This is a genomic window from Salmonella sp. SJTUF15591 (assembly GCF_043356435.1).
Taxonomy (GTDB): domain Bacteria; phylum Pseudomonadota; class Gammaproteobacteria; order Enterobacterales; family Enterobacteriaceae; genus Salmonella; species Salmonella enterica.
In genome coordinates this window covers 147,093-165,493 of the sequence record NZ_JBEUJO010000006.1, presented here as the reverse complement: position 1 = coordinate 165,493, position 18,401 = coordinate 147,093, and the positions used below count along the sequence as shown (strand labels likewise).

Annotated in this window: 18 protein-coding genes and 1 pseudogene; 2 read left to right on the top strand and 17 right to left on the bottom strand. The window is 53.3% G+C overall.

Annotation, left to right across the window (positions count from 1 at the left end):
• Positions 1-236: 236 nt before the first annotated feature.
• From flhe to flhD, 14 genes are all read right to left on the bottom strand, one after another.
• On the bottom strand, positions 237-629 hold the full coding sequence (gene flhe / locus ABVM99_RS15595) for a flagellar protein FlhE (protein ID WP_001233619.1): 393 nt from the start codon (positions 627-629) through the stop codon (positions 237-239).
• Complete coding sequence (flhA, locus tag ABVM99_RS15590; protein ID WP_023195483.1) at positions 629-2,707, bottom strand: flagellar biosynthesis protein FlhA; 2,079 nt, start codon at positions 2,705-2,707, stop codon at positions 629-631. The genes flhe and flhA overlap by 1 nt, the downstream gene beginning before the upstream one ends.
• Positions 2,700-3,851 carry a flagellar biosynthesis protein FlhB gene (flhB, locus tag ABVM99_RS15585; RefSeq protein ID WP_000797081.1) on the bottom strand — a complete coding sequence of 384 codons (1,152 nt, stop codon included), beginning with the start codon at positions 3,849-3,851 and terminating at the stop codon, positions 2,700-2,702. The genes flhA and flhB overlap by 8 nt, the downstream gene beginning before the upstream one ends.
• A 193-nt stretch (positions 3,852-4,044) precedes the next feature.
• Positions 4,045-4,689, bottom strand: coding sequence for a protein phosphatase CheZ (gene cheZ / locus ABVM99_RS15580; protein ID WP_000983586.1), 645 nt, complete (start codon positions 4,687-4,689; stop codon positions 4,045-4,047).
• A 10-nt stretch (positions 4,690-4,699) separates the two neighbouring features.
• Positions 4,700-5,089 (bottom strand): chemotaxis response regulator CheY, encoded by a 390-nt coding sequence (gene cheY / locus ABVM99_RS15575; protein ID WP_000763861.1) that lies wholly within the window; start codon positions 5,087-5,089, stop codon positions 4,700-4,702.
• Positions 5,090-5,106: 17 nt separating this feature from the next.
• The gene (gene cheB, locus ABVM99_RS15570) at positions 5,107-6,156 is read right to left on the bottom strand and encodes a protein-glutamate methylesterase/protein glutamine deamidase (protein ID WP_000036392.1); all 1,050 of its coding nucleotides are present in this window, start codon (positions 6,154-6,156) and stop codon (positions 5,107-5,109) included.
• Positions 6,153-7,019, bottom strand: coding sequence for a protein-glutamate O-methyltransferase CheR (gene cheR, locus ABVM99_RS15565; protein ID WP_000204363.1), 867 nt, complete (start codon positions 7,017-7,019; stop codon positions 6,153-6,155). The genes cheB and cheR overlap by 4 nt, the downstream gene beginning before the upstream one ends.
• Before the next feature lie 153 nt (positions 7,020-7,172).
• The gene (gene tar, locus ABVM99_RS15560) at positions 7,173-8,834 is read right to left on the bottom strand and encodes a methyl-accepting chemotaxis protein II (protein WP_052938251.1); all 1,662 of its coding nucleotides are present in this window, start codon (positions 8,832-8,834) and stop codon (positions 7,173-7,175) included.
• Between the two features lie 236 nt (positions 8,835-9,070).
• Positions 9,071-9,574: a chemotaxis protein CheW gene (gene cheW / locus ABVM99_RS15555; protein ID WP_000147295.1), complete on the bottom strand. Its 504-nt coding sequence runs from the start codon at positions 9,572-9,574 to the stop codon at positions 9,071-9,073.
• 20 nt (positions 9,575-9,594) lie between these two features.
• A complete protein-coding gene (cheA, locus tag ABVM99_RS15550) occupies positions 9,595-11,610 on the bottom strand; it encodes a chemotaxis protein CheA (protein WP_023194686.1) in 2,016 nt (671 codons plus the stop codon).
• A gap of 4 nt (positions 11,611-11,614) precedes the next feature.
• Complete coding sequence (motB, locus tag ABVM99_RS15545) at positions 11,615-12,544, bottom strand: flagellar motor protein MotB (protein WP_000795653.1); 930 nt, start codon at positions 12,542-12,544, stop codon at positions 11,615-11,617.
• The gene (gene motA / locus ABVM99_RS15540; RefSeq protein ID WP_000906312.1) at positions 12,541-13,428 is read right to left on the bottom strand and encodes a flagellar motor stator protein MotA; all 888 of its coding nucleotides are present in this window, start codon (positions 13,426-13,428) and stop codon (positions 12,541-12,543) included. Before motA ends, motB begins: the two co-directional genes overlap by 4 nt.
• Positions 13,429-13,552: 124 nt before the next feature.
• The gene (flhC, locus tag ABVM99_RS15535; protein WP_000605987.1) at positions 13,553-14,137 is read right to left on the bottom strand and encodes a flagellar transcriptional regulator FlhC; all 585 of its coding nucleotides are present in this window, start codon (positions 14,135-14,137) and stop codon (positions 13,553-13,555) included.
• Positions 14,134-14,475: a flagellar transcriptional regulator FlhD gene (gene flhD, locus ABVM99_RS15530; protein ID WP_001518146.1), complete on the bottom strand. Its 342-nt coding sequence runs from the start codon at positions 14,473-14,475 to the stop codon at positions 14,134-14,136. Before flhD ends, flhC begins: the two co-directional genes overlap by 4 nt.
• Before the next feature lie 682 nt (positions 14,476-15,157).
• Between flhD and ABVM99_RS15525 the strand changes: the two genes are divergently transcribed.
• A complete protein-coding gene (locus tag ABVM99_RS15525; protein ID WP_001617301.1) occupies positions 15,158-15,274 on the top strand; it encodes a hypothetical protein in 117 nt (38 codons plus the stop codon).
• On the top strand, positions 15,271-15,699 hold the full coding sequence (uspC, locus tag ABVM99_RS15520) for a universal stress protein UspC (protein ID WP_000122606.1): 429 nt from the start codon (positions 15,271-15,273) through the stop codon (positions 15,697-15,699). The genes ABVM99_RS15525 and uspC overlap by 4 nt, the downstream gene beginning before the upstream one ends.
• 17 nt (positions 15,700-15,716) lie before the next feature.
• Here the strand turns inward: uspC and otsA are convergent, their stop codons facing one another.
• The 3 genes and pseudogenes from otsA to araH all read right to left on the bottom strand — a co-directional run.
• Positions 15,717-17,138, bottom strand: a complete 1,422-nt coding sequence (gene otsA / locus ABVM99_RS15515) for an alpha,alpha-trehalose-phosphate synthase (protein WP_023194818.1) — start codon at positions 17,136-17,138, stop codon at positions 15,717-15,719.
• Positions 17,113-17,916 (bottom strand): trehalose-phosphatase, encoded by an 804-nt coding sequence (gene otsB / locus ABVM99_RS15510; protein ID WP_000840114.1) that lies wholly within the window; start codon positions 17,914-17,916, stop codon positions 17,113-17,115. The genes otsA and otsB overlap by 26 nt, the downstream gene beginning before the upstream one ends.
• A gap of 222 nt (positions 17,917-18,138) precedes the next feature.
• Positions 18,139-18,321 (bottom strand): annotated as a pseudogene (araH, locus tag ABVM99_RS15505) (L-arabinose ABC transporter permease AraH); the annotation flags it as partial.
• Positions 18,322-18,401 lie beyond the last annotated feature (80 nt).

The window sequence follows — 18,401 nt, the reverse complement described above, 5'->3', positions numbered from 1 at the left end:
TTGCTTAACCTCTGTGTAATGTCGAATTCAGTGCTGCGTGCAGTTTTACCGCCGACGCAGTCGATTCGCTACAGTAAAAGCTAAGCTGGGCGGAAACCTTTTTGTTTCTGCCATTACCAAAGCGTAAATGGCAAAAACGCAAAGAGTCCGGCAACCTACCTCACCATTTTATAAAACGGCGTTTCTATTTATTCAAAAAGAGAGTCAGGTCTGCTACCTGGCAAAGAAAGGGGCGGTTAGCGATAGTTCACAATCACCTGATTGCTCCGCACTTTTAACGCCGGGATAAGTCGGCCGCCGCCGGGGACTTCCCAGACAAAGCGGAGCGGCTCGACTGCGGGAACATGAGCAAAACCGTGGGTCGTGCCACTCTGACCATCAAGTTCTACGCAACGGGACTGGGAACATAAACGTACCCGTAATCCCGCGGGAGTCGGGCCATTCAGTTCATAACGCCAGGCGACCAGCGTCATCACACCGGAAACCGGCTGACGCGCCGACAATGGCGAAGACGATGCGGAAACACCCCGGTAATTTAAGGTTACACCCATACCGCTATCCTGCCACGCGCCTTCGCCTGCGGCCTGAACCGTCAGGGGAAAGAGCAACAACGCCAGCCATTTACGCATTATTTTCCTCCAATGGTCGCCGTCATGCGGATATGACGGTTATCGGAAAGCTCAAGGTTCGACAACACCACCAGCTGCGGTAAACTGCGCCGCAAAAAGCGGGACAATAATGGACGTAGCGCATGGTTAACCAGTAATACCGGCGGCGCACCAAGCATTTCCTGGCGAGAAAGCGCTTCTTGCGTCTGCGCCAGCAGGCGATCCGCCAACCCAGGCTCAAGACCGCCGCCGCCCTGCAATGCCTGAAGCAGCAAACGCTCCAGCGCGGTATCCAGGCCAATCACCTGCACTTCTTCATTACCGGGGAACCACTGTTGCGTAATCGCTCGTCCTAATGCCACGCGTACCACGGCGGTTAATTCATGCGGCTCGCTTTGTAACGGCGCATGTTCCGCCAACGTTTCCAGAATGGTGCGCATATCGCGAATCGGGACTTTTTCCGCCAGTAAGTTTTGCAGGACTTTGTGTAAAGTCGTGAGGGTCACGACGCCGGGGACCAGATCTTCCGTGAGTTTAGGCATCTCCTGAGAGACACGATCCAACAGTTGCTGCGCTTCCTGGCGGCCAAACAGTTCGGCGGAGAATTGGCCAATCAAGTGGTTAAGGTGCGTCGCCACAACGGTACTGGCTTCAACAACGGTAAAGCCCTGAATTTGCGCCTGCTCTTTCAGGGCGCTTTCAATCCAGATGGCATCAAGGCCAAAAGCTGGATCGACGGTTTTCTCGCCCGGTAGCGTTCCCGCCGCCGTGCCGGGGTTAATAGCCAGCCAACGTCCCGGATAGGCGTCCCCGCTGCCAATCTCTACCCCTTTCATCAAAATACGATAGCGCGCAGGCTGTAAATCCATATTGTCGCGAATATGGACAACCGGCGGCAGGAACCCCATATCCTGCGCGAATTTTTTACGAATGCTGCGAATACGTCCGAGCAATTCGCCATCCTGTTGAAAATCCACCATCGGGATCAGGCGGTAACCCACTTCCATTCCCAGTGAATCCTCAAGCTGTACGTCATTCCAGGTGGCTTCGACCACCGAGTTATTTTCCGGCATTTTTACCGGCTGCGGCTCCTCTGGCGCTTTTTCTTCACGCCCGCGCAGCCACCATGCCAGGCCGAGCAAAGCGGCGGTAAAAAGTAAAAATACCAGGTTAGGCATTCCTGGCACCATGCCAAGCAGCCCCAGCACCGCCGCTGCCAGCAGCATCACCCTTGGATTACTGAACAGTTGGCCAACCATCTGCTCGCCTACATCCTGATCGGTACTGACGCGGGTCACAATGACGCCCGCCGCCGTGGAGATAACCAGCGCCGGGATCTGGGCGACCAGGCCGTCGCCAATGGTCAGCAGGGTGTAGCTTTCCGCCGCGCTGCCCATGCTCATTCCGTGCTGCAATACGCCGACCAGCAGCCCGCCGACCACGTTAATGACCATGATGAGAATACCGGCGATGGCGTCGCCGCGCACAAATTTACTTGCCCCGTCCATCGAGCCGTAGAAGTCGGCTTCCTGAGTGACTTCCGAACGCCGTTTTTTGGCCTCGTCTTCACCAATCAGACCGGCATTAAGATCGGCGTCAATCGCCATTTGCTTACCGGGCATACCGTCCAGCACAAAGCGCGCGCCGACTTCGGCAATACGTCCGGCGCCTTTGGTGATGACCATGAAGTTGATAATGACGAGGATGATAAAAACCACAATCCCGATCGCGAAGTTACCGCCGACCAGGAAATGACCGAACGCCTCCACCACCTTTCCCGCCGCCGCCGCGCCGGTATGCCCTTCCATCAAAATAATGCGCGTTGAGGCTACGTTAAGCGCCAGACGCAGTAGCGTGGTAAACAGCAGAATGGTCGGAAACGCGGCAAAATCCAGAGTACGCTGGGTAAACATCGCCACCAGCAGCACCATAATTGATAGCGCAATATTAAAGGTAAACAATAAGTCGAGGATAAAAGCAGGTAGCGGCAGCACCATCATCGACAAAATCAGCAGAATGAGGATCGGCCCGGCAAGAATTTGCCATTGCGTCGATTTCAGGTTGCTGGGCAGGCGCAGCATCGCGACCAGATTAGCCATCAGTATTCTTCTCGTTCATAAAATCCAGCGCTTCTGGCACCGGAAGGTTCTCAGGTTGTGGAGGACGTTGCCCGCCCGCAAGCCGCCAGCGTTTAAGCTGCCAGACCCAGGCCAACACTTCCGCAACGGCAGCATATAACTGCCCGGGAATTTGCTGACCGATTTCGGCGTGGCGATATAATGCCCGCGCCAGCGGCGGCGCTTCTAAAGTGGGAACCCGATGTTCAGCGCCGATCTCGCGAATGCGCAGCGCTATTAATCCAGCCCCCTTCGCGACCACTTTCGGCGCGCTCATTTTGTTTTCGTCATACTGCAGCGCCACGGAATAGTGCGTCGGGTTAGTGACAATGACGTCCGCTTTCGGCACATCTTCCATCATGCGGCGCTGCGCGGCGGCGCGTTGCATCTGGCGAATTTTGCCCTTAACATGCGGATCGCCTTCGCTCTCTTTAAATTCGTCGCGAATGTCCTGTCGCGACATGCGTAATTTTTTCAGATGGCTAAAGATCTGGAAAAACACGTCAAATCCCACCATCGGAATCACGCCCAGTACCACCAGTAACGCGCAGAGTCCAACCAGATCCAGCGCATTCCCCATTGCGACGATCGGCGACTCCGCCATCAGGCGCATCATTTGCGGCCAGTGATGCCAGAGATAAAAGCCGGTAACGCAGCCGACCAGCGTGGATTTCAACACCGCTTTTAGCAGTTCCGCGCCGGTCTGCGCCGAAAACATGCGCTTAATTCCCGGTAGCGGGTTTAATTTAGAAAATTTTGGCTGTAGCGACTTACCGCTAAAAATCAGGCCGCCAAGCATAACCGGCGAGATAAGCGCCACCAGCACCACGCCCGCGATGAGCGGTAGCAGCGCCATCATCGCCGCTTTAATCAGCAAAATTATCTGCCCCAGGATCAGGTTAGGATCGTTCACCATACGGTGATCGAAGTGCAGGCCTGCTGAGAGCATTCCCGCCAGCTGCCGCGCTAACGACTCGCCGCCGAACCAAATAATACAAACGCCCACCAGCAATATCAGCAGTGAGGTCAGTTCTCTGGAACGGGGGATCTGCCCTTCTTCCCGCGCTTTTTCAAGTCGGTGGGGTGTGGGGGCTTCTGTTTTGTCGTCGTCGCTCTCTTCTGCCACGCAGCAAACCCTGGATAGATTGATAAGCGAGAATGATGCCAGAACCGCTTTACGCCAATGGGCAGAGTAAGCGGTAAAAAAGGCGGGGTTTATGGCGTTAATAGAGATAGCCGGATACGATAAGAAAGTCTCGTATCCGGCCGGGTTGACGGATTCGGACCCGATAAGCGCAGCGCCATCAGGTCAAAAAAGCTTAAAAGCCAAGACTGTCCAGCAGGTCGTCCACCTGATCCTGACTGGCGACGACGCCAGCTTTCGAGGTATCCACCTGCGGGCCGTTGAGCAAGCTTTCGTTCTCGCGTTTTGGTCGCGCGCTCTGTTCCGGGATGTTTTCCAGCAGCACCATTAACAACTGGCGTTCAATCTCCTGAATCACGTCCATCATGCGTTTGATCACCTGACCCGTCAGATCCTGGAAATCCTGCGCCATCATGATGTCCAGCAGTTGCGCGTTAGTAAAGCTGGTATGGCCCGGGACATCCCTGAGAAACTGGCGCGTATCCGTCACCAGTTCACGGGCGTCGGAAAGCTCGATCGGATTGTCAAACCACTCGTCCCAACGTTGGGTTAGCGCTTTCGCCTCTTTTTCCATCGCATCCTGATGCGGCTGCGAAGCTTCGACACTGTTTAGCGCGCGTTCCGCCGCCTGCGCCGTCATCTGGACTACGTAATCCAGACGGTCGCGCGCATCAGGGATCGCCTCCGCCGCTTCGGCAATCGCCTGGTCCAGCCCCAGTTCACGCAGGCTGTCGCGCAGCATTCGGGTCAGACTACCGATGCGCGCAATGATGTCTCCTGCTGAGCCTTCATCAGCAGGCTTGATAGATGGTTGCATCATCATCGCATCCTCACATGCCCAGTTTCTCAAAGATTTTGTTGAGCTTCTCTTCCAGAGTCGCTGCGGTGAACGGTTTTACGACATAACCGCTGGCGCCAGCCTGTGCGGCGGCGATAATATTCTCTTTTTTGGCTTCCGCCGTGACCATCAACACGGGTAACGCCGACATGGCGCTATCGGCGCGAATGGTTTTCAGCAGCTCCAGGCCATCCATGTTCGGCATGTTCCAGTCGGAGATAATAAAACCAAAGCCGCCCGCCTGGAGCTTGTTCAGCGCATCGACGCCGTCTTCGGCCTCTTCCACATTGTTAAATCCAAGCTCTTTTAAGAGGTTGCGCACGATACGACGCATGGTCGAAAAGTCATCCACAACCAAAAATTTAAGCTCTTTATCCGCCATAAAATACTACTCCTGGTTCAAATACGTATCGCCTGTCCGGCACTGATTTTCGCCAACATCTGCTGGCTTACCTGGCTAAGATCGACCACTTCGCTTACGCCACCCATATTGATGGCCTCGCGCGGCATGCCGAACACCACACAACTTGCTTCGTTTTGCGCAATGGTCCAGGCGCCAGCCTGGTACATCGCTAACATTCCAGCGGCGCCATCGTTGCCCATCCCCGTAAGAATGACGCCTACGGCGTTGCGCCCCGCGTGTTTCGCCACCGAATGAAACAGCACATCCACGGAAGGCCGATGTCGGTTTACCGGCGGGCCATCATGAATTTTGATTTGATAATTCGCCCCGCTACGCGCCAGCTCCATATGCTTGTCGCCGGGCGCAATGTAGGCATGACCTGGCAATACGCGTTCGCCGTCCTCCGCCTCCTTCACGCTGATTTGACAGAGTTTATTCAGACGCTCGGCAAACGAGCGGGTAAAGCCAGGCGGCATATGCTGCGTAATAATCACTGCCGGACTGGAAAGCGGCAGCGGTTGCAGCACATGTCGGATAGCTTCAGTACCGCCCGTTGAAGCGCCGATAGCAATCAGTTTTTCCGAACTGAGCAGCGGACCGGCTTTTAAGGTTGTCGGGGCCGCCATCGGTTTATGTGCGGCGATGCGGGCCCGCGCGGCGGTACGCACTTTTTCGGCGATCATCTCGCTATACGCCAGCATACCTTCACGAATGCCAAGCTGCGGTTTAGTGACAAAATCGATGGCCCCCAACTCCAGCGCCCGTAGCGTCACTTCGGAACCTTTCCCGGTCAGCGAAGAGACCATCACCACCGGCATCGGTCGCAGGCGCATCAGTTTTTCCAGAAAATCGAGGCCGTCCATACGCGGCATCTCAACGTCCAGGGTCAATACGTCCGGATTAAATTTTTTGATGAGATCCCTGGCGACCAACGGGTCCGGCGCAGTCGCCACCATCTCCATATCGCTATGGCTATTAATAATTTCAGTCATGATTTGGCGCATTAGCGCGGAATCATCAACTGACAATACCCTGATTTTACTCATGCTTTATCCTTACTTAGCGCATACACCGTCTGTCCGCGCAGGCTAAACTCGCGCACGAGGTTGCTAAAGTTTTCTGAGTGACCGGCAAACAACAGTCCGTCAGGTTTAAGGAGTGGAACAAAACGGCGCAGAATGTCCTCCTGAGTCGTTTTATCAAAATAGATCATGACGTTACGGCAAAAAATCGCGTCAAAGGGACCGGGTACGTTGTACTGCTTTTCCAACAAATTAACGGAGGAAAATTCAACATAACTGGCCAGTTCCTGACGCACGCGCACCAGTCCTTCATGCGGCCCCGTACCGCGCATGAAGTAACGTTGTAGCTGCTGCGGCGATAACGTTTTCAGTTCGCTGAGGCGATAAATACCGCTTCTCGCTTTTTCCAGCACTTCAGTATCAATATCGCTGGCGAATACTTTCCAGCGACCGGGGGCCATCCCCAACGCATCCGCCAGCGTAATGGCGATACTGTAAGGTTCTTCTCCTGTCGATGCCGCCGCACTCCAGACGCGGTACTCGCCGTGGCGGCGACGCGCATGTTCCGCAAGGATGGGAAAATGGTGCGCCTCGCGAAAAAAAGCGGTCAGGTTGGTAGTCAGAGCGTTGATAAAAGCCTGCCACTCAGCGCTGTTTTGATTAGCCTCCAGCATACTGAGATAACGGCCAAAATCATCCAGTCCCAGGGCACGCAGCCGACGGACCAGGCGGTTATAAACCATATCCCGCTTATGGTCGGCCAGCACGATCCCTGCACGCTGGTAGATTAATTGACATATCCGACGAAAATGCGCGTCGGACAGCGCGAGGCGCTGTGTCATCTGTAACAATACTGACGTTTGCCCGGAGGGCAGAGATGATGTCATAGCGCCTTCTTAATCACATTCAAAATACAACGGGCGCGCCCTGCGGCAGCGCCATGCTTCCCGTATTACACATTTTTTGCTTTTATCTATGCGAACCAGACGAAAGGGATCGGCGGGTTCGCAAATTAATCGATAACCGACAGCGCACGTCGATCAGAAGGTTTCCCAGTTCGCATCATCCCCGGCGGCTAAGGGCCGCGGCGTATTGCCGGACTGAGCGTCCACTGACAAACGCATCTCAGGCTTATTTACCGCCAGCGGTCGCGATGCCAGGCGGAAAGCCGATACCGCCTGGGTCAGACGGCTGGCCTGCTCTTCCAGCGCGGCGGCGGCCGCTGCGGATTCCTGAACCAGCGAGGCGTTCTGTTGCGTTACGCGATCCATTTCGGAAACGGCCAAAGCGACCTGATCGATACCCCGGCTTTGCTCATCCGAGGCGGAGGCGATTTCGCCCATGATATCCGTGACGCGCGTAACGGCATTGACGATGTCAGTCATGGTTTCCCCGGCGCTTTCCACCAGCACTGAACCGGTATCGACACGCGAGACGGAATCTTCAATCAACGCTTTTATTTCTTTCGCCGCCTGGGCGCTGCGGCTGGCCAGATTACGCACCTCGCCTGCCACGACCGCAAAACCGCGCCCCTGCTCTCCCGCGCGCGCCGCTTCTACCGCCGCGTTCAGCGCCAGAATGTTAGTCTGGAAGGCAATACCGTCGATAACGCTGATAATGTCAGCGATTTTTTTCGAACTGTCGGCAATTTCGTGCATGGTGTTTACTACTCCGTCGACCACTTTGCCGCCATGACGCGCGGTCTCGGAGGCGCTTTGCGCCAGTTGCGAAGCCTGACGGGCATTATCGGCGTTTTGCTTCACGGTGGCCGTCAGTTGCTCCATGCTGGCCGCCGTCTCCTCCAGAGCGGAGGCCTGCTGTTCGGTACGGGAAGAGAGGTCGGTATTACCGGCGGCAATTTCACTGGTGCCGGAATAAATCGCATCCGAACCTTCACGAACCTGCGTCACGGTGTCAATCAGCGAGCGTTGCATATGTTCAACCGTTCCCGCCAGTTCGCCAATTTCATTACGTCCTGAGACGGTGAGCGTTTTCGTCAGATCGCCGCTGGCAATTTCACGGATATGAGTAATCACTCGCGCCAATGGGTTAAGCAGGGCATGACGAATGCCGAACCAAACCACCATCAAAATCAGCACCAGCACGACCGCAAGCCCCCCCAGTTGCCATTGCGCAAAACGGTAGTCATGAGCGCTTTGATCAAATGTCTGGCGGTACAGGTTTTCGCTCACCCGGGCGTAATTGCCCAGCGCCTCGCCCAACGCGTTTTGCATTCCCTGGGTTGGCTGGGCGAAGTAGGCATCCATATTGCCATTGTCCAGAAACTGAATAAGTTCGGCTAATGCGGCCTGATAGCGCTGATATTTTTCATCGACGTTCGCGCTGGCCTCCGCCATCGCTGGCAATGGCGTCATGTTTTTGAAATTGGCGTAGTGCGCCGCCGCCTGTGCGAAAGTCGTTTTTGCATTCTGGAGTAAATCCGTTTTGGCGCTGCTCTGCTGGTTAGAAGCGTCCATCATCATGCGTGCGGCGGAGCGGCTCAGGTTAATGCGCGTTTGCAGCATTAAGTCCCATGTCGACGTGAGTTCGCTTTGTTGCTGGCGTAATTCGTTAGAAATAACAAAACCTTGCTGGTTATGCTGTAATGAAGAAAACAGCAAACCACCGGAAACAAGCTGTAGCAGTGCGAAAACCCCCAGCACCATCATCAGCATTGTGACAACGCGGATACGGTTAAACATAAGGCACCTTCCTGATAACGAGTTATCAACGTTATCGGCACCTGCGGTGATAACTTTACTTTTGCAAAAAGGAAATACGCTGTTCCGGAAGACGATATTGACAATAACAGCGTCGCAGCGGCGATGTCGGCGCAAAATGCAGGGGCTGGGCGCGGGCGGTGAAGAGGCACTCTCACCGTTGGTGGAAGCATAACGGTGAATATTGCCGAATGGCGCGACGCCATCCGGCAACGTTATTACGCGACGTGTGATGCTGCGATATCCAGCAGCGCCATCTCTTCGCTGTTAAGCAGTTTTTCGATATTCACCAGAATCAGCATACGCTCGCCGAGCGCGCCCAATCCCGTCAAATATTCTGTTGACAAGGTCACGGCAAATTCTGGCGCCGGACGGATCTGTTCCGCCGTTAACGACAGTACGTCAGACACGCCGTCTACCACTATCCCGACGACGCGTTGCCCCAGATTCAGTACGATCACTACCGTATTGTCATCGTACTCTACGTCGCCTTCGCAGAATTTCACGCGCAGATCGACAATGGGGACAATCACGCCGCGCAGGTTAGTCACCCCTTTTATAAAGGCCGGTGTATTGGCGATGCGCGTCACCTGGTCATAGCCACGGATCTCCTGCACTTTCAGGATATCGATGCCGTACTCTTCATTTCCCAGTGTAAACACCAGGAATTCCTGACCTGACGGCTCGCCGGCCAGTTTGCTTACATTACTCATACCGGTCATATTATTCCCTTCTCACTCAATCAGGCGGCTGTGATCGCCATACGTTGTTCGCGGTTTAAACCCTGCAATGCGGAAACATCAACAATCAGCGCGACGCTGCCGTCGCCCAGGATCGTCGCGGCGGAAATCCCCGGTACCTTGCGATAATTGCTTTCCAGATTTTTGACCACCACCTGGTGCTGACCGATGAGCTGATCGACCAGCAGCGCGTAACGGCGTCCCGCGCTTTGCAGGATCACAACAATGCCCTGCGTGGCTTCGGTTTTCGCCCCGTCCACGTCAAACACTTTCCACAATTCGACCAGCGGCAAATACTCGCCGCGAACTTCCAGAACCCGTTCGCCGCCCGCCAGCGGATGAAGATCCTCTTCACGCGGTTGCAGCGACTCCATCACCGCATTCAACGGCAGGATAAAAACTTCCCCCGCCACGCGAACCGACATCCCATCGAGGATGGCCAGCGTCAGCGGCAGCAGAATACGAATCGTGGTGCCGGAGCCTTGTTTTGACTGGATCTCAACGTGACCGCCCATCTCCTGAATGTTACGTTTCACCACATCCATGCCAACGCCGCGACCGGAGACATCCGTGACCTGTTCCGCAGTTGAGAATCCCGGCGCGAAGATCAACATGCCTACTTCATCGTCGGTCATGTTTTCATTCACCGCCATCCCCTGCGACATGGCCTTCGCCAGGATACGCTCACGGTTAAGCCCCGCGCCGTCATCGGTCACTTCAATACAAATATTCCCGCCCTGATGTTCTGCGGAAAGAATCAGGTTGCCAACAACATTTTTCCCCGCCTCAAGGCGTTTTTCCGGCATTTCAATCCCGTGGTCGAGACTGTTGCGCACCAGGTGCGTCAGCGGGTCGATAATGCGTTCGATCAGGCTTTTATCAAGTTCAGTGGAGCTCCCCACCAGCGTCAGCTCTACCTGCTTGCCCAGTTTGCCCGCTAAATCGCGTACCAGACGCGGGAAACGGCTGAAGACGTACTCCATAGGCATCATACGAATCGACATCACCGACTCTTGTAAGTCGCGGGCGTTACGTTGTAACTGCCCCATACTGGTAATGAGATCGCCGTGGTTTACCGGGTCCAGCTCGTTAGAACGCTGGGCCAACATTGACTGGGTAATCACTAACTCGCCGACCAGGTTTATGAGCTGATCCACTTTCTCTACCGCCACGCGAATGCTGGTGGACTCGCGTTCACGCGCAGGTTTTTCACGCCCCGCATGATGTTCATGGGCCGCGCTTTTGGCGGCTGGCGCAACGACTGCCGGAGACGCTACCGGCGCTACCTCGGTTTTCTCTTGCACTTTTTCCACGGGCGCGGCGACCACTTTTTCAAAAGCGATCTGATCGGCCTCGATGACAAAACAGAGCACCGCGACAATGTCATCTTCCGCGACGCTGCCATCCAGAGTTGCCGACAGTGAATCCGCCCCCTTAACGACATCCGTCAGAGTAGCCAGATTGCCCAACTCTTCTTCAAGCAGATCGACCTCATTGGCTTTCAACCGTGAAAGTACAATGCGCAGTTTACTCTCGTCACGAGGCGATTCGGTTCCGGCTACGCTCTCTTCCTGGATCGCCGCGCTTAGTGCCGCGGTTTCTACGACCGCCGGCGTGGTTTCGCCTTTCGCCTCCAGCGCCAACTGGCGTAGCGCATTGCAGATATATTCGAAGCTTGCGGCATCCGGCTCTTCGGAGTTTTTATAGGCGTCGAGCTGTTCCTGCATAATATCTTTCGTTTCCAAAAACAGGTTGATAATGTCGGTATTGAGCTGCATTTCACCGCGTCGGGCTTCATCCAGCAGGTTTTCCATTAAATGCGTGGTTTCCTGCAGAATAGTGAAGCCGAATGTGCCCGCGCCGCCTTTAATGGAGTGCGCCGCGCGAAAAATGGCGTTCAGTTGTTCAGCGTCCGGGGACTCCGGCACCAAATCCAGCAGATGCTGCTCCATATCAGCCAACAGCTCGTCAGCTTCATCAAAAAATGTCTGATAAAAATCGCTAATATCCATGCTCACGCTATCACCTCGGTTCCGCTTTTGGCGATGTGGGTACGCTTGCCGGCGGGGCTGCCGCAGGCTGTTGTAATACACTTACCGGCTCATTCTGGCTTTCAGCGTTTTCATGCAAAATGGCCTGTTCCGCCTGTTTGTTTAATACCAGCAGGCTTATACGGCGGTTGATGGCGTCATCAGGACCGCGATCGCTCAGCCGCATCGTGGCAGCCATGCCAACCACCCGTAATACTTTTCCGTTATCCAGCCCGCCAGCGACCAGTTCGCGACGCGAGGCATTGGCGCGATCGGCGGATAACTCCCAGTTGCTATAGCCTTTTTCGCCGTTCGCGTAGGGAAAGTCATCGGTATGGCCGGCCAGGCTAATGCGATTAGGTATACCGTTTAACACTGGCGCAATCGCACGCAGGATATCGCGCATATACGGCTCAACTTCGGCGCTGCCGGTTTTAAACATCGGGCGGTTCTGGCTGTCGATAATCTGGATGCGCAACCCCTCCTGAACCAAATCAATTTTCAGATGCGGACGTAACGCGCGCAGTTTGGGATCGGATTCGATCAGTTGATCCAGATCGCCACGCAGTTTGTTTAAGCGACTCTGCTCCATCCGTTTTTTCAGCTCGTCGATATTCGGCTGCTTTTCCACTTCACCCTGCTGTTGGGTGTAATCATCGCCGCCGCCTGGTATCGGGCTCTCGCTATTGGCAATCCGATTCCCCCCCGTTACCGCGGTGGCCAACGGCGTACGAAAATATTCGGCAATCTGAATTAATTCTTTAGGGCTGGAGATGGAAATCAGCCACATCACCAGAAAAAAAGCCATCATCGCCGTCATAAAATCGGCGTAGGCAATTTTCCAGGAACCGTGCGCCCCGCCGCCGTGCGGTTTGTGCCTGCGGCGTTTTACGACGACAATGGGATGAGCCTGATTTTTCATGCTTCCTCAGTCGTCTGCTGCTGGTTTGGGTTTCTCACTGCGCGAACATGTTCTTCCAACTCAATAAACGATGGACGCTCACTGGAATAAAGCGTTTTACGACCAAATTCCACGGCAATCGGCGGCGCATAGCCGTTCAGATTAGACAGCAGTGTAATTTTTACGCACTGCATCATCTTGGTGGTTTCGGCGCTCTTCTGGCGCAAAACGGTCGCTAACGGTGAAATGAATCCATAAGCCAGTAGAATACCGAGGAACGTACCTACCATGGCATGGGCAATCAGCGCCCCCAACTCCGCTGCCGGACGATCGGCTGAAGCCAGAGCGTGAACCACCCCCATTACCGCCGCGACGATACCAAAGGCAGGCAGCGAATCCCCCACCATCGCCAGACTGTTGGCCGGGACTTCCGCCTCGCTTTCATGGGTTTCAATCTCTTCATCCATCAACGCTTCAATTTCGAACGTATTCATGTTGCCGCTGATGATCAGACGCAGATAATCGACAATAAAATCAAGCATTACCGCATCGGCCAGAATACGCGGATAACTGGCGAAGATTTCACTCTCTTTTGGATTTTCAATATCGCGTTCAAGGGAGAACATCCCCTGCTGGCGTGATTTGGCCATCAGGCGATAGAGCAACGCCAGCAAATCCATGTACATAGATTTTGTGTATTTCGAACGACGAAATAACAACGGGATCGCTTTCATCGTGCCTTTGATGGCCTTCCCGTTGTTGCCGACAATGAACGCCCCTATCCCCGCGCCGCCAATGATGACCAGTTCAGCAGGTTGATAGAGTGCCCCAAGGTGTCCGCCGGTCATGACATAACCGCCGAAAACTGTACCGATAACCACCAGGTAACCTAATAAGATAAGCACGACATCATCCTTCCGCTGTTGACTATGACAGGATGCGCAGTCGGGCGATTAACGCGAAGGCAAGGCAAAAAAAAGCAGCGGTAATGGCTTACCGCTGCTGGAGTGTTTGTCCACACCGTTTCGGTTAAACAGCCTGTTCGATCTGTTCATCCAGCAGTTGTGGAATAATATCGGCAGCATCTCGGGAAAGTTTACGTCTTTTTACTGCGCGGGATGGCGGCTGGCATAAACTACACGCAAAGCTGCCTACGGGCTGATGCGCATGGGTAATAAAGTTCCCACCGCAGCAGTTACAGCTCGACAATTCAAGCAACCCACTTTCAACAAAACGCACCAGCGTCCATGCGCGAGTCAGCGCCAACAACGGCCCTTCAGGCGGTTGCGGACACTGCTCAAGATAAAGCCGATAAGCTTTAATCACCGCATCCACACCGCTGCATAAGCCGGTCTTCAGTAAAAATTGCCAGGCGTTGCAGAACATGGAGGCATGAATATTTTGCTCCCAGGTCATAAACCAGTCTGTCGAAAATGGCAGCATCCCTTTAGGCGGCGGGCTACCGCGTAATTCTTTGTACAGCCTGATGAGGCGACCACGGCTGAGCTGTGTTTCGCTTTCCAGCATTTGTAGACGAGCGCCAAGATTAATCAACTCCATCGCCAACTGGATATCGCGAGCTTCCTGAACAATGCTTTTTTCACTCATTATCATGCCCTTTTCTTACGCGCCGTATCGTCCACTTCATTGAGCAGACGCGTTGAAAGCATGATACCTGTGTGAATCTGCTGTAAGTCATCGACGCGCGAATCCTGAGTCAAACGGGTGATCGTCTGATGATCGTCAAACCGGAAATGACAAACTAACTGGTTCGTCTCCGCCAGTTTGACCATCTGCGGCAGGGTCAACGCGCCCAGTGTGTTTGCCATCTCTTCGTTGATACCGAGGCGGAACATCGCAGATGCTTTGTCCTGGACGATCAAACGCTGTGCAAGGAGTAAATATGACAAATTGATGTCATAAATGTGTTTTAGCAACTCGGATGTATGCATTGTTCCCATCCAGAATAACCAACTTTATTTTTGTGCGACGTAGCCGCACCCCGTGATGTCGCCGGGAAGGCCCGGTAAAAGAAGCAAAAAGGTCAAATGCATAGCAGCGCTCAGACATTGTGGACATTGTGACGTATAACGCAGCTTCCCACTGAGATTCGCCTTACACGTTTACATCAATTTTTACAAATGCCTAAGATTTTTCCTAATTCGACGCAACTCTACTCGTCAGCTTCGTGACATACAACGGAGCGGGACGGCGATTTTAGAAAATATGTGATGTAGATCACATAATTTAACGGAATACTTACGATAAAACCATCAGCATGGCTTTTACTTTGTTTAATTAATAACCTAATGTTCACTTTTTCTATTCCACACTGCTGAATAGGGGTACGTCAACACCAAATTCTTTTTTGTTTCTCTCTGTTAAAATAACGCCAGGATAATAGATAACAGGCTATTATTTCTATTTTAGAAACGATTTTATTTTACCTTTAGTAAACAGTGGCTTAAATATTAAACGTTATTAATTAATCTCGTCACAGCATACGCCCTCCGCTGTTAAAAATAAGCTCATTTGATTTAACTTTTAGCTTTCATTGTTCACCCATTTAAATGAAGCATCCTGGTGGTGTGTAAAAAGTGTCTTATGCCACGATTCTTTACATAAGAATAATTAATGATTAATTATGATGTCCTTCACATTAATGTGGCATTAGCGCATTGCAGAAATGCGATAAACAGAGTAAAGCTAAAGCACAATCTCATATTCTTGCAATCAAGGAGCGAGTTATGAGCTACACCCATATTCTTGTCGCCGTTGCCGTCACCCCGGAAAGTCACCAGCTACTGGCTAAAGCGGTCTCTATCGCCCGCCCTGTTCAGGCGAAAGTCAGCCTGATTACTCTCGCTTCCGATCCTGAACTGTATAACCAGTTCGCCGCGCCCATGATGGAGGATTTACGCGCGGTTATGCATGAGGAGACTGAGAATTTTCTTAAGATGCTGGGGGAAAAGGCGGATTATCCGATTGAACAAACTTTCATCGCATCAGGTGAGTTAAGCCAGCATATTTTGGCTGTGTGCCGCAAACACCATGTTGATCTGGTCATTTGCGGCAACCATAACCACAGTTTCTTTTCGCGCGCGTCCTGCTCGGCAAAAAGTGTCGTCAGCGCCAGCCAGGTAGATGTGTTGCTGGTGCCGTTAGCGGGCGACTAGTCGCCGCTCGCGATATTTCAGGCCAGCTTAGGGAACGTCGCCACGTTGTTCTGCTGCTGACGCTCAGGGCTACGCGGCGTGACCTCCTTTAGGTCATGAATAAAACGCTCCTGCCAGCGGTTAATGTCATTTTTAACGATCACGTCCAGCATCTCCGCATGACGCGAAATACGCTCGGCAAGGGGCATCGTTAGCGCACGATTGAGCGCCGCCGCCACGTCATCCCGATCGTAAGGATTGACGATTAACGCCGACGTCAGTTCATTCGCCGCGCCGGCAAACTGTGACAGTACCAGTACGCCAGGGTTAGCGGGGTCCTGCGCGGCGACAAACTCTTTCGCCACCATGTTCATCCCGTCACGCAACGGGGTGACGAGCCCGACGTCTGAATAACGGAATATCTTCATTAACAGTTTACGGTCGAAATGCTGATTCAGATAATAGAGCGGCGTCCAGCCCAATTGTCCATATTTCCCATTAATCCGGCCTGCTTCCGTCTCAAGCTGGTGGCGAATATCCTGATATGCCTGTACTTCGCCGCGTGACGTAGGCGCAATTTGGGTATAACGAATTTTTCCCCGATGCTGCGGGTAGTTTTCCAGTAGCGCTTCATACGCCAGAAAACGTTCCGGCAGCCCTTTCGAATAATCCAGCCGCTCAACGGAAAAAATATTCTTCACATTTTTCAGTTCCGCCTTGAGCTGCGCCAGTTTAGGCGGCAACGGCCCGGCAGCCTGCAGAGCAATCTCATCGGGCTCAATACCGATGGGATACACTTCTGTCTGGAAGTCTTTACCCCACGCGATATGCTGCTTGCCGCTGCGAGTCGTGACTCGCGTTTGACTCGAAAGGCTATCCAGAAAAGCCAGGCGATCATTTTCGGTCTGGAACCCTAGCAGATCAAAGTCACACAACTGCTCCAGCAGTTCATCATGCGGCGGTAAAGCGTTAAAAATCTCCGGGGTCGGGAATGGAATATGCAGGAAAAAACCAATTCGGTTGTTCACGCCGCGTTTACGCAGCTCGCTGGCGAACGGTAACAGGTGGTAGTCATGCACCCAAATGATGTCGTTCTCTTTAATGAGGGGCAATAACTTATCCGCTAATAACGCATTCACCCGCATATAGCCTTCCCATGCAGGACGCTGAAACTGTACCAGGTCCAGACGATAGTGGAACGCAGGCCAGAGAACCGCATTGGAAAATTGACAGTAATAATCTTCGTAATCTTGTTCACTCAGGTTAAACGATGCCCAGGTAATATTACCTTTTGTCACCTTTTTTAATGGCTCATCCTCGTTACCTGTCTCGCCACTCCAGCCGAACCACAACCCGCCAGCCGCTTTTAGCGCGCCAAGCACGCCAACGGCGAGGCCGCCGGCGCCGCCTTTATTATCCGGGGGGGCAATTCGATTAGATACTACGACTAAACGACTCATAGCCATCTCTCCTGTTATTCATTACTTGTTGTTCTTGTTGTGGATAATTGATTTGTTCCAGCCAGCGCCAGACATCGGGTACGCTTTCCAGCCGCCATGCCGCCTGGGTTGCCCCGACGCCCACTTTTACGGAAATTCCGCCAGCGTGATTAACCACGCCAAAGCCAGCCTCATCGGTCAAATCGTCGCCCACAAAAACGGGAATCCGTCCCGCAAAGGGCGCCTCCTGCATAAAGGCGGCAATCGCTTCGCCTTTATTAGTTCCCTTAGGTTTGATTTCCACAACACATTTACCAGGCTGCAACGCCAGTTGCGGCCAGTGCTGCGTAACGTGTTGCGCAAGCGCCAACAGCGCCGCTTCATGTTCCGGAGCCTGACGGTAGTGCAGCGCAAACGCCATCCCCTTCGTCTCCAGCTCCGTTCCGGGCAGCGCTACAAGCGTCGAACGTAATAACGCCTCCACCTCACGGACTACCGCTTCAGGAAGACGCACGATATGGGTTTTACCATTGATGTCACGACGCTCTGCCCCGTGAACGCCAGCGAGCGGAAAGCGAAAAGGCTTCGCCAAAGCATCCAGCTCAGTCATTGAACGCCCTGAAATCAATGCCAGTGCCCCTGCGTTGTGCGCCGCGAGACGGTCTAACAACTGAAGGATTTTATGCGGTACCACTACCTGATCGGGATGAGGCTTTATCTCTGCCAATGTACCATCAAGGTCAAAAAAATACGCATAGTTCGCAGTGAGTTCGGGGGATACGGTTAACGGTTCTGCCACCCTGGTCTCCTCCTTATCATCATATTGAGACTCACAAACGGTCTCATTAGTCATGTAAGTATAGACAGTGTGACGCTGCTCGCCATTTAGAAAGACCATCGCCAGCCGGGGTAGCGGCTGGCGATGACGTGAAGCTATACTGTTTAGTTGAGTGTTAATTCATCAAATCATACGCTTCGCTTTTTACTTATAATGGTCGAAGATAACTGTTGTCAGAAGGATTCAGCCGCGAACCACACACTGTGCAAAAGGTGAAATGTTGTGCAGGTTCATCGCGTTCTCCACCGTTCCTGATATCAGTACGCTCGCCACCACATATGAGATTTTTCCGAGGCCGCTTCTCAGGAAAACGCCCCCTAATACGCACGCAGAAATAACGATTAGCTCATAACCCAGGGAAGTCATTAGCCAGCATGACATAACCCAGAGCGAATTCATCAGCCAAAAGGCAGGAAAGCCAGCACATTAATCCATAACATCAGCCA

Excerpts from the sequence above, each read along its gene's own strand:
- cheZ (WP_000983586.1), bottom strand. The coding sequence starts at position 4,689 with ATGATGCAACCATCTATCAAGCCTGCTGATGAAGGCTCAGCAGGAGAC.
- flhe (WP_001233619.1), bottom strand. The coding sequence starts at position 629 with ATGCGTAAATGGCTGGCGTTGTTGCTCTTTCCCCTGACGGTTCAGGCC.
- cheR (WP_000204363.1), bottom strand. The coding sequence starts at position 7,019 with ATGACATCATCTCTGCCCTCCGGGCAAACGTCAGTATTGTTACAGATG.
- motB (WP_000795653.1), bottom strand. The coding sequence starts at position 12,544 with ATGAAAAATCAGGCTCATCCCATTGTCGTCGTAAAACGCCGCAGGCAC.
- flhC (WP_000605987.1), bottom strand. The coding sequence starts at position 14,137 with ATGATAATGAGTGAAAAAAGCATTGTTCAGGAAGCTCGCGATATCCAG.
- cheY (WP_000763861.1), bottom strand. The coding sequence starts at position 5,089 with ATGGCGGATAAAGAGCTTAAATTTTTGGTTGTGGATGACTTTTCGACC.
- otsA (WP_023194818.1), bottom strand. The coding sequence starts at position 17,138 with ATGAGTCGTTTAGTCGTAGTATCTAATCGAATTGCCCCCCCGGATAAT.
- tar (WP_052938251.1), bottom strand. The coding sequence starts at position 8,834 with ATGTTTAACCGTATCCGCGTTGTCACAATGCTGATGATGGTGCTGGGG.
- uspC (WP_000122606.1), top strand. The coding sequence starts at position 15,271 with ATGAGCTACACCCATATTCTTGTCGCCGTTGCCGTCACCCCGGAAAGT.
- flhA (WP_023195483.1), bottom strand. The coding sequence starts at position 2,707 with ATGGCTAATCTGGTCGCGATGCTGCGCCTGCCCAGCAACCTGAAATCG.
- ABVM99_RS15525 (WP_001617301.1), top strand. The coding sequence starts at position 15,158 with ATGATTAATTATGATGTCCTTCACATTAATGTGGCATTAGCGCATTGC.
- cheW (WP_000147295.1), bottom strand. The coding sequence starts at position 9,574 with ATGACCGGTATGAGTAATGTAAGCAAACTGGCCGGCGAGCCGTCAGGT.
- cheB (WP_000036392.1), bottom strand. The coding sequence starts at position 6,156 with ATGAGTAAAATCAGGGTATTGTCAGTTGATGATTCCGCGCTAATGCGC.
- flhD (WP_001518146.1), bottom strand. The coding sequence starts at position 14,475 with ATGCATACATCCGAGTTGCTAAAACACATTTATGACATCAATTTGTCA.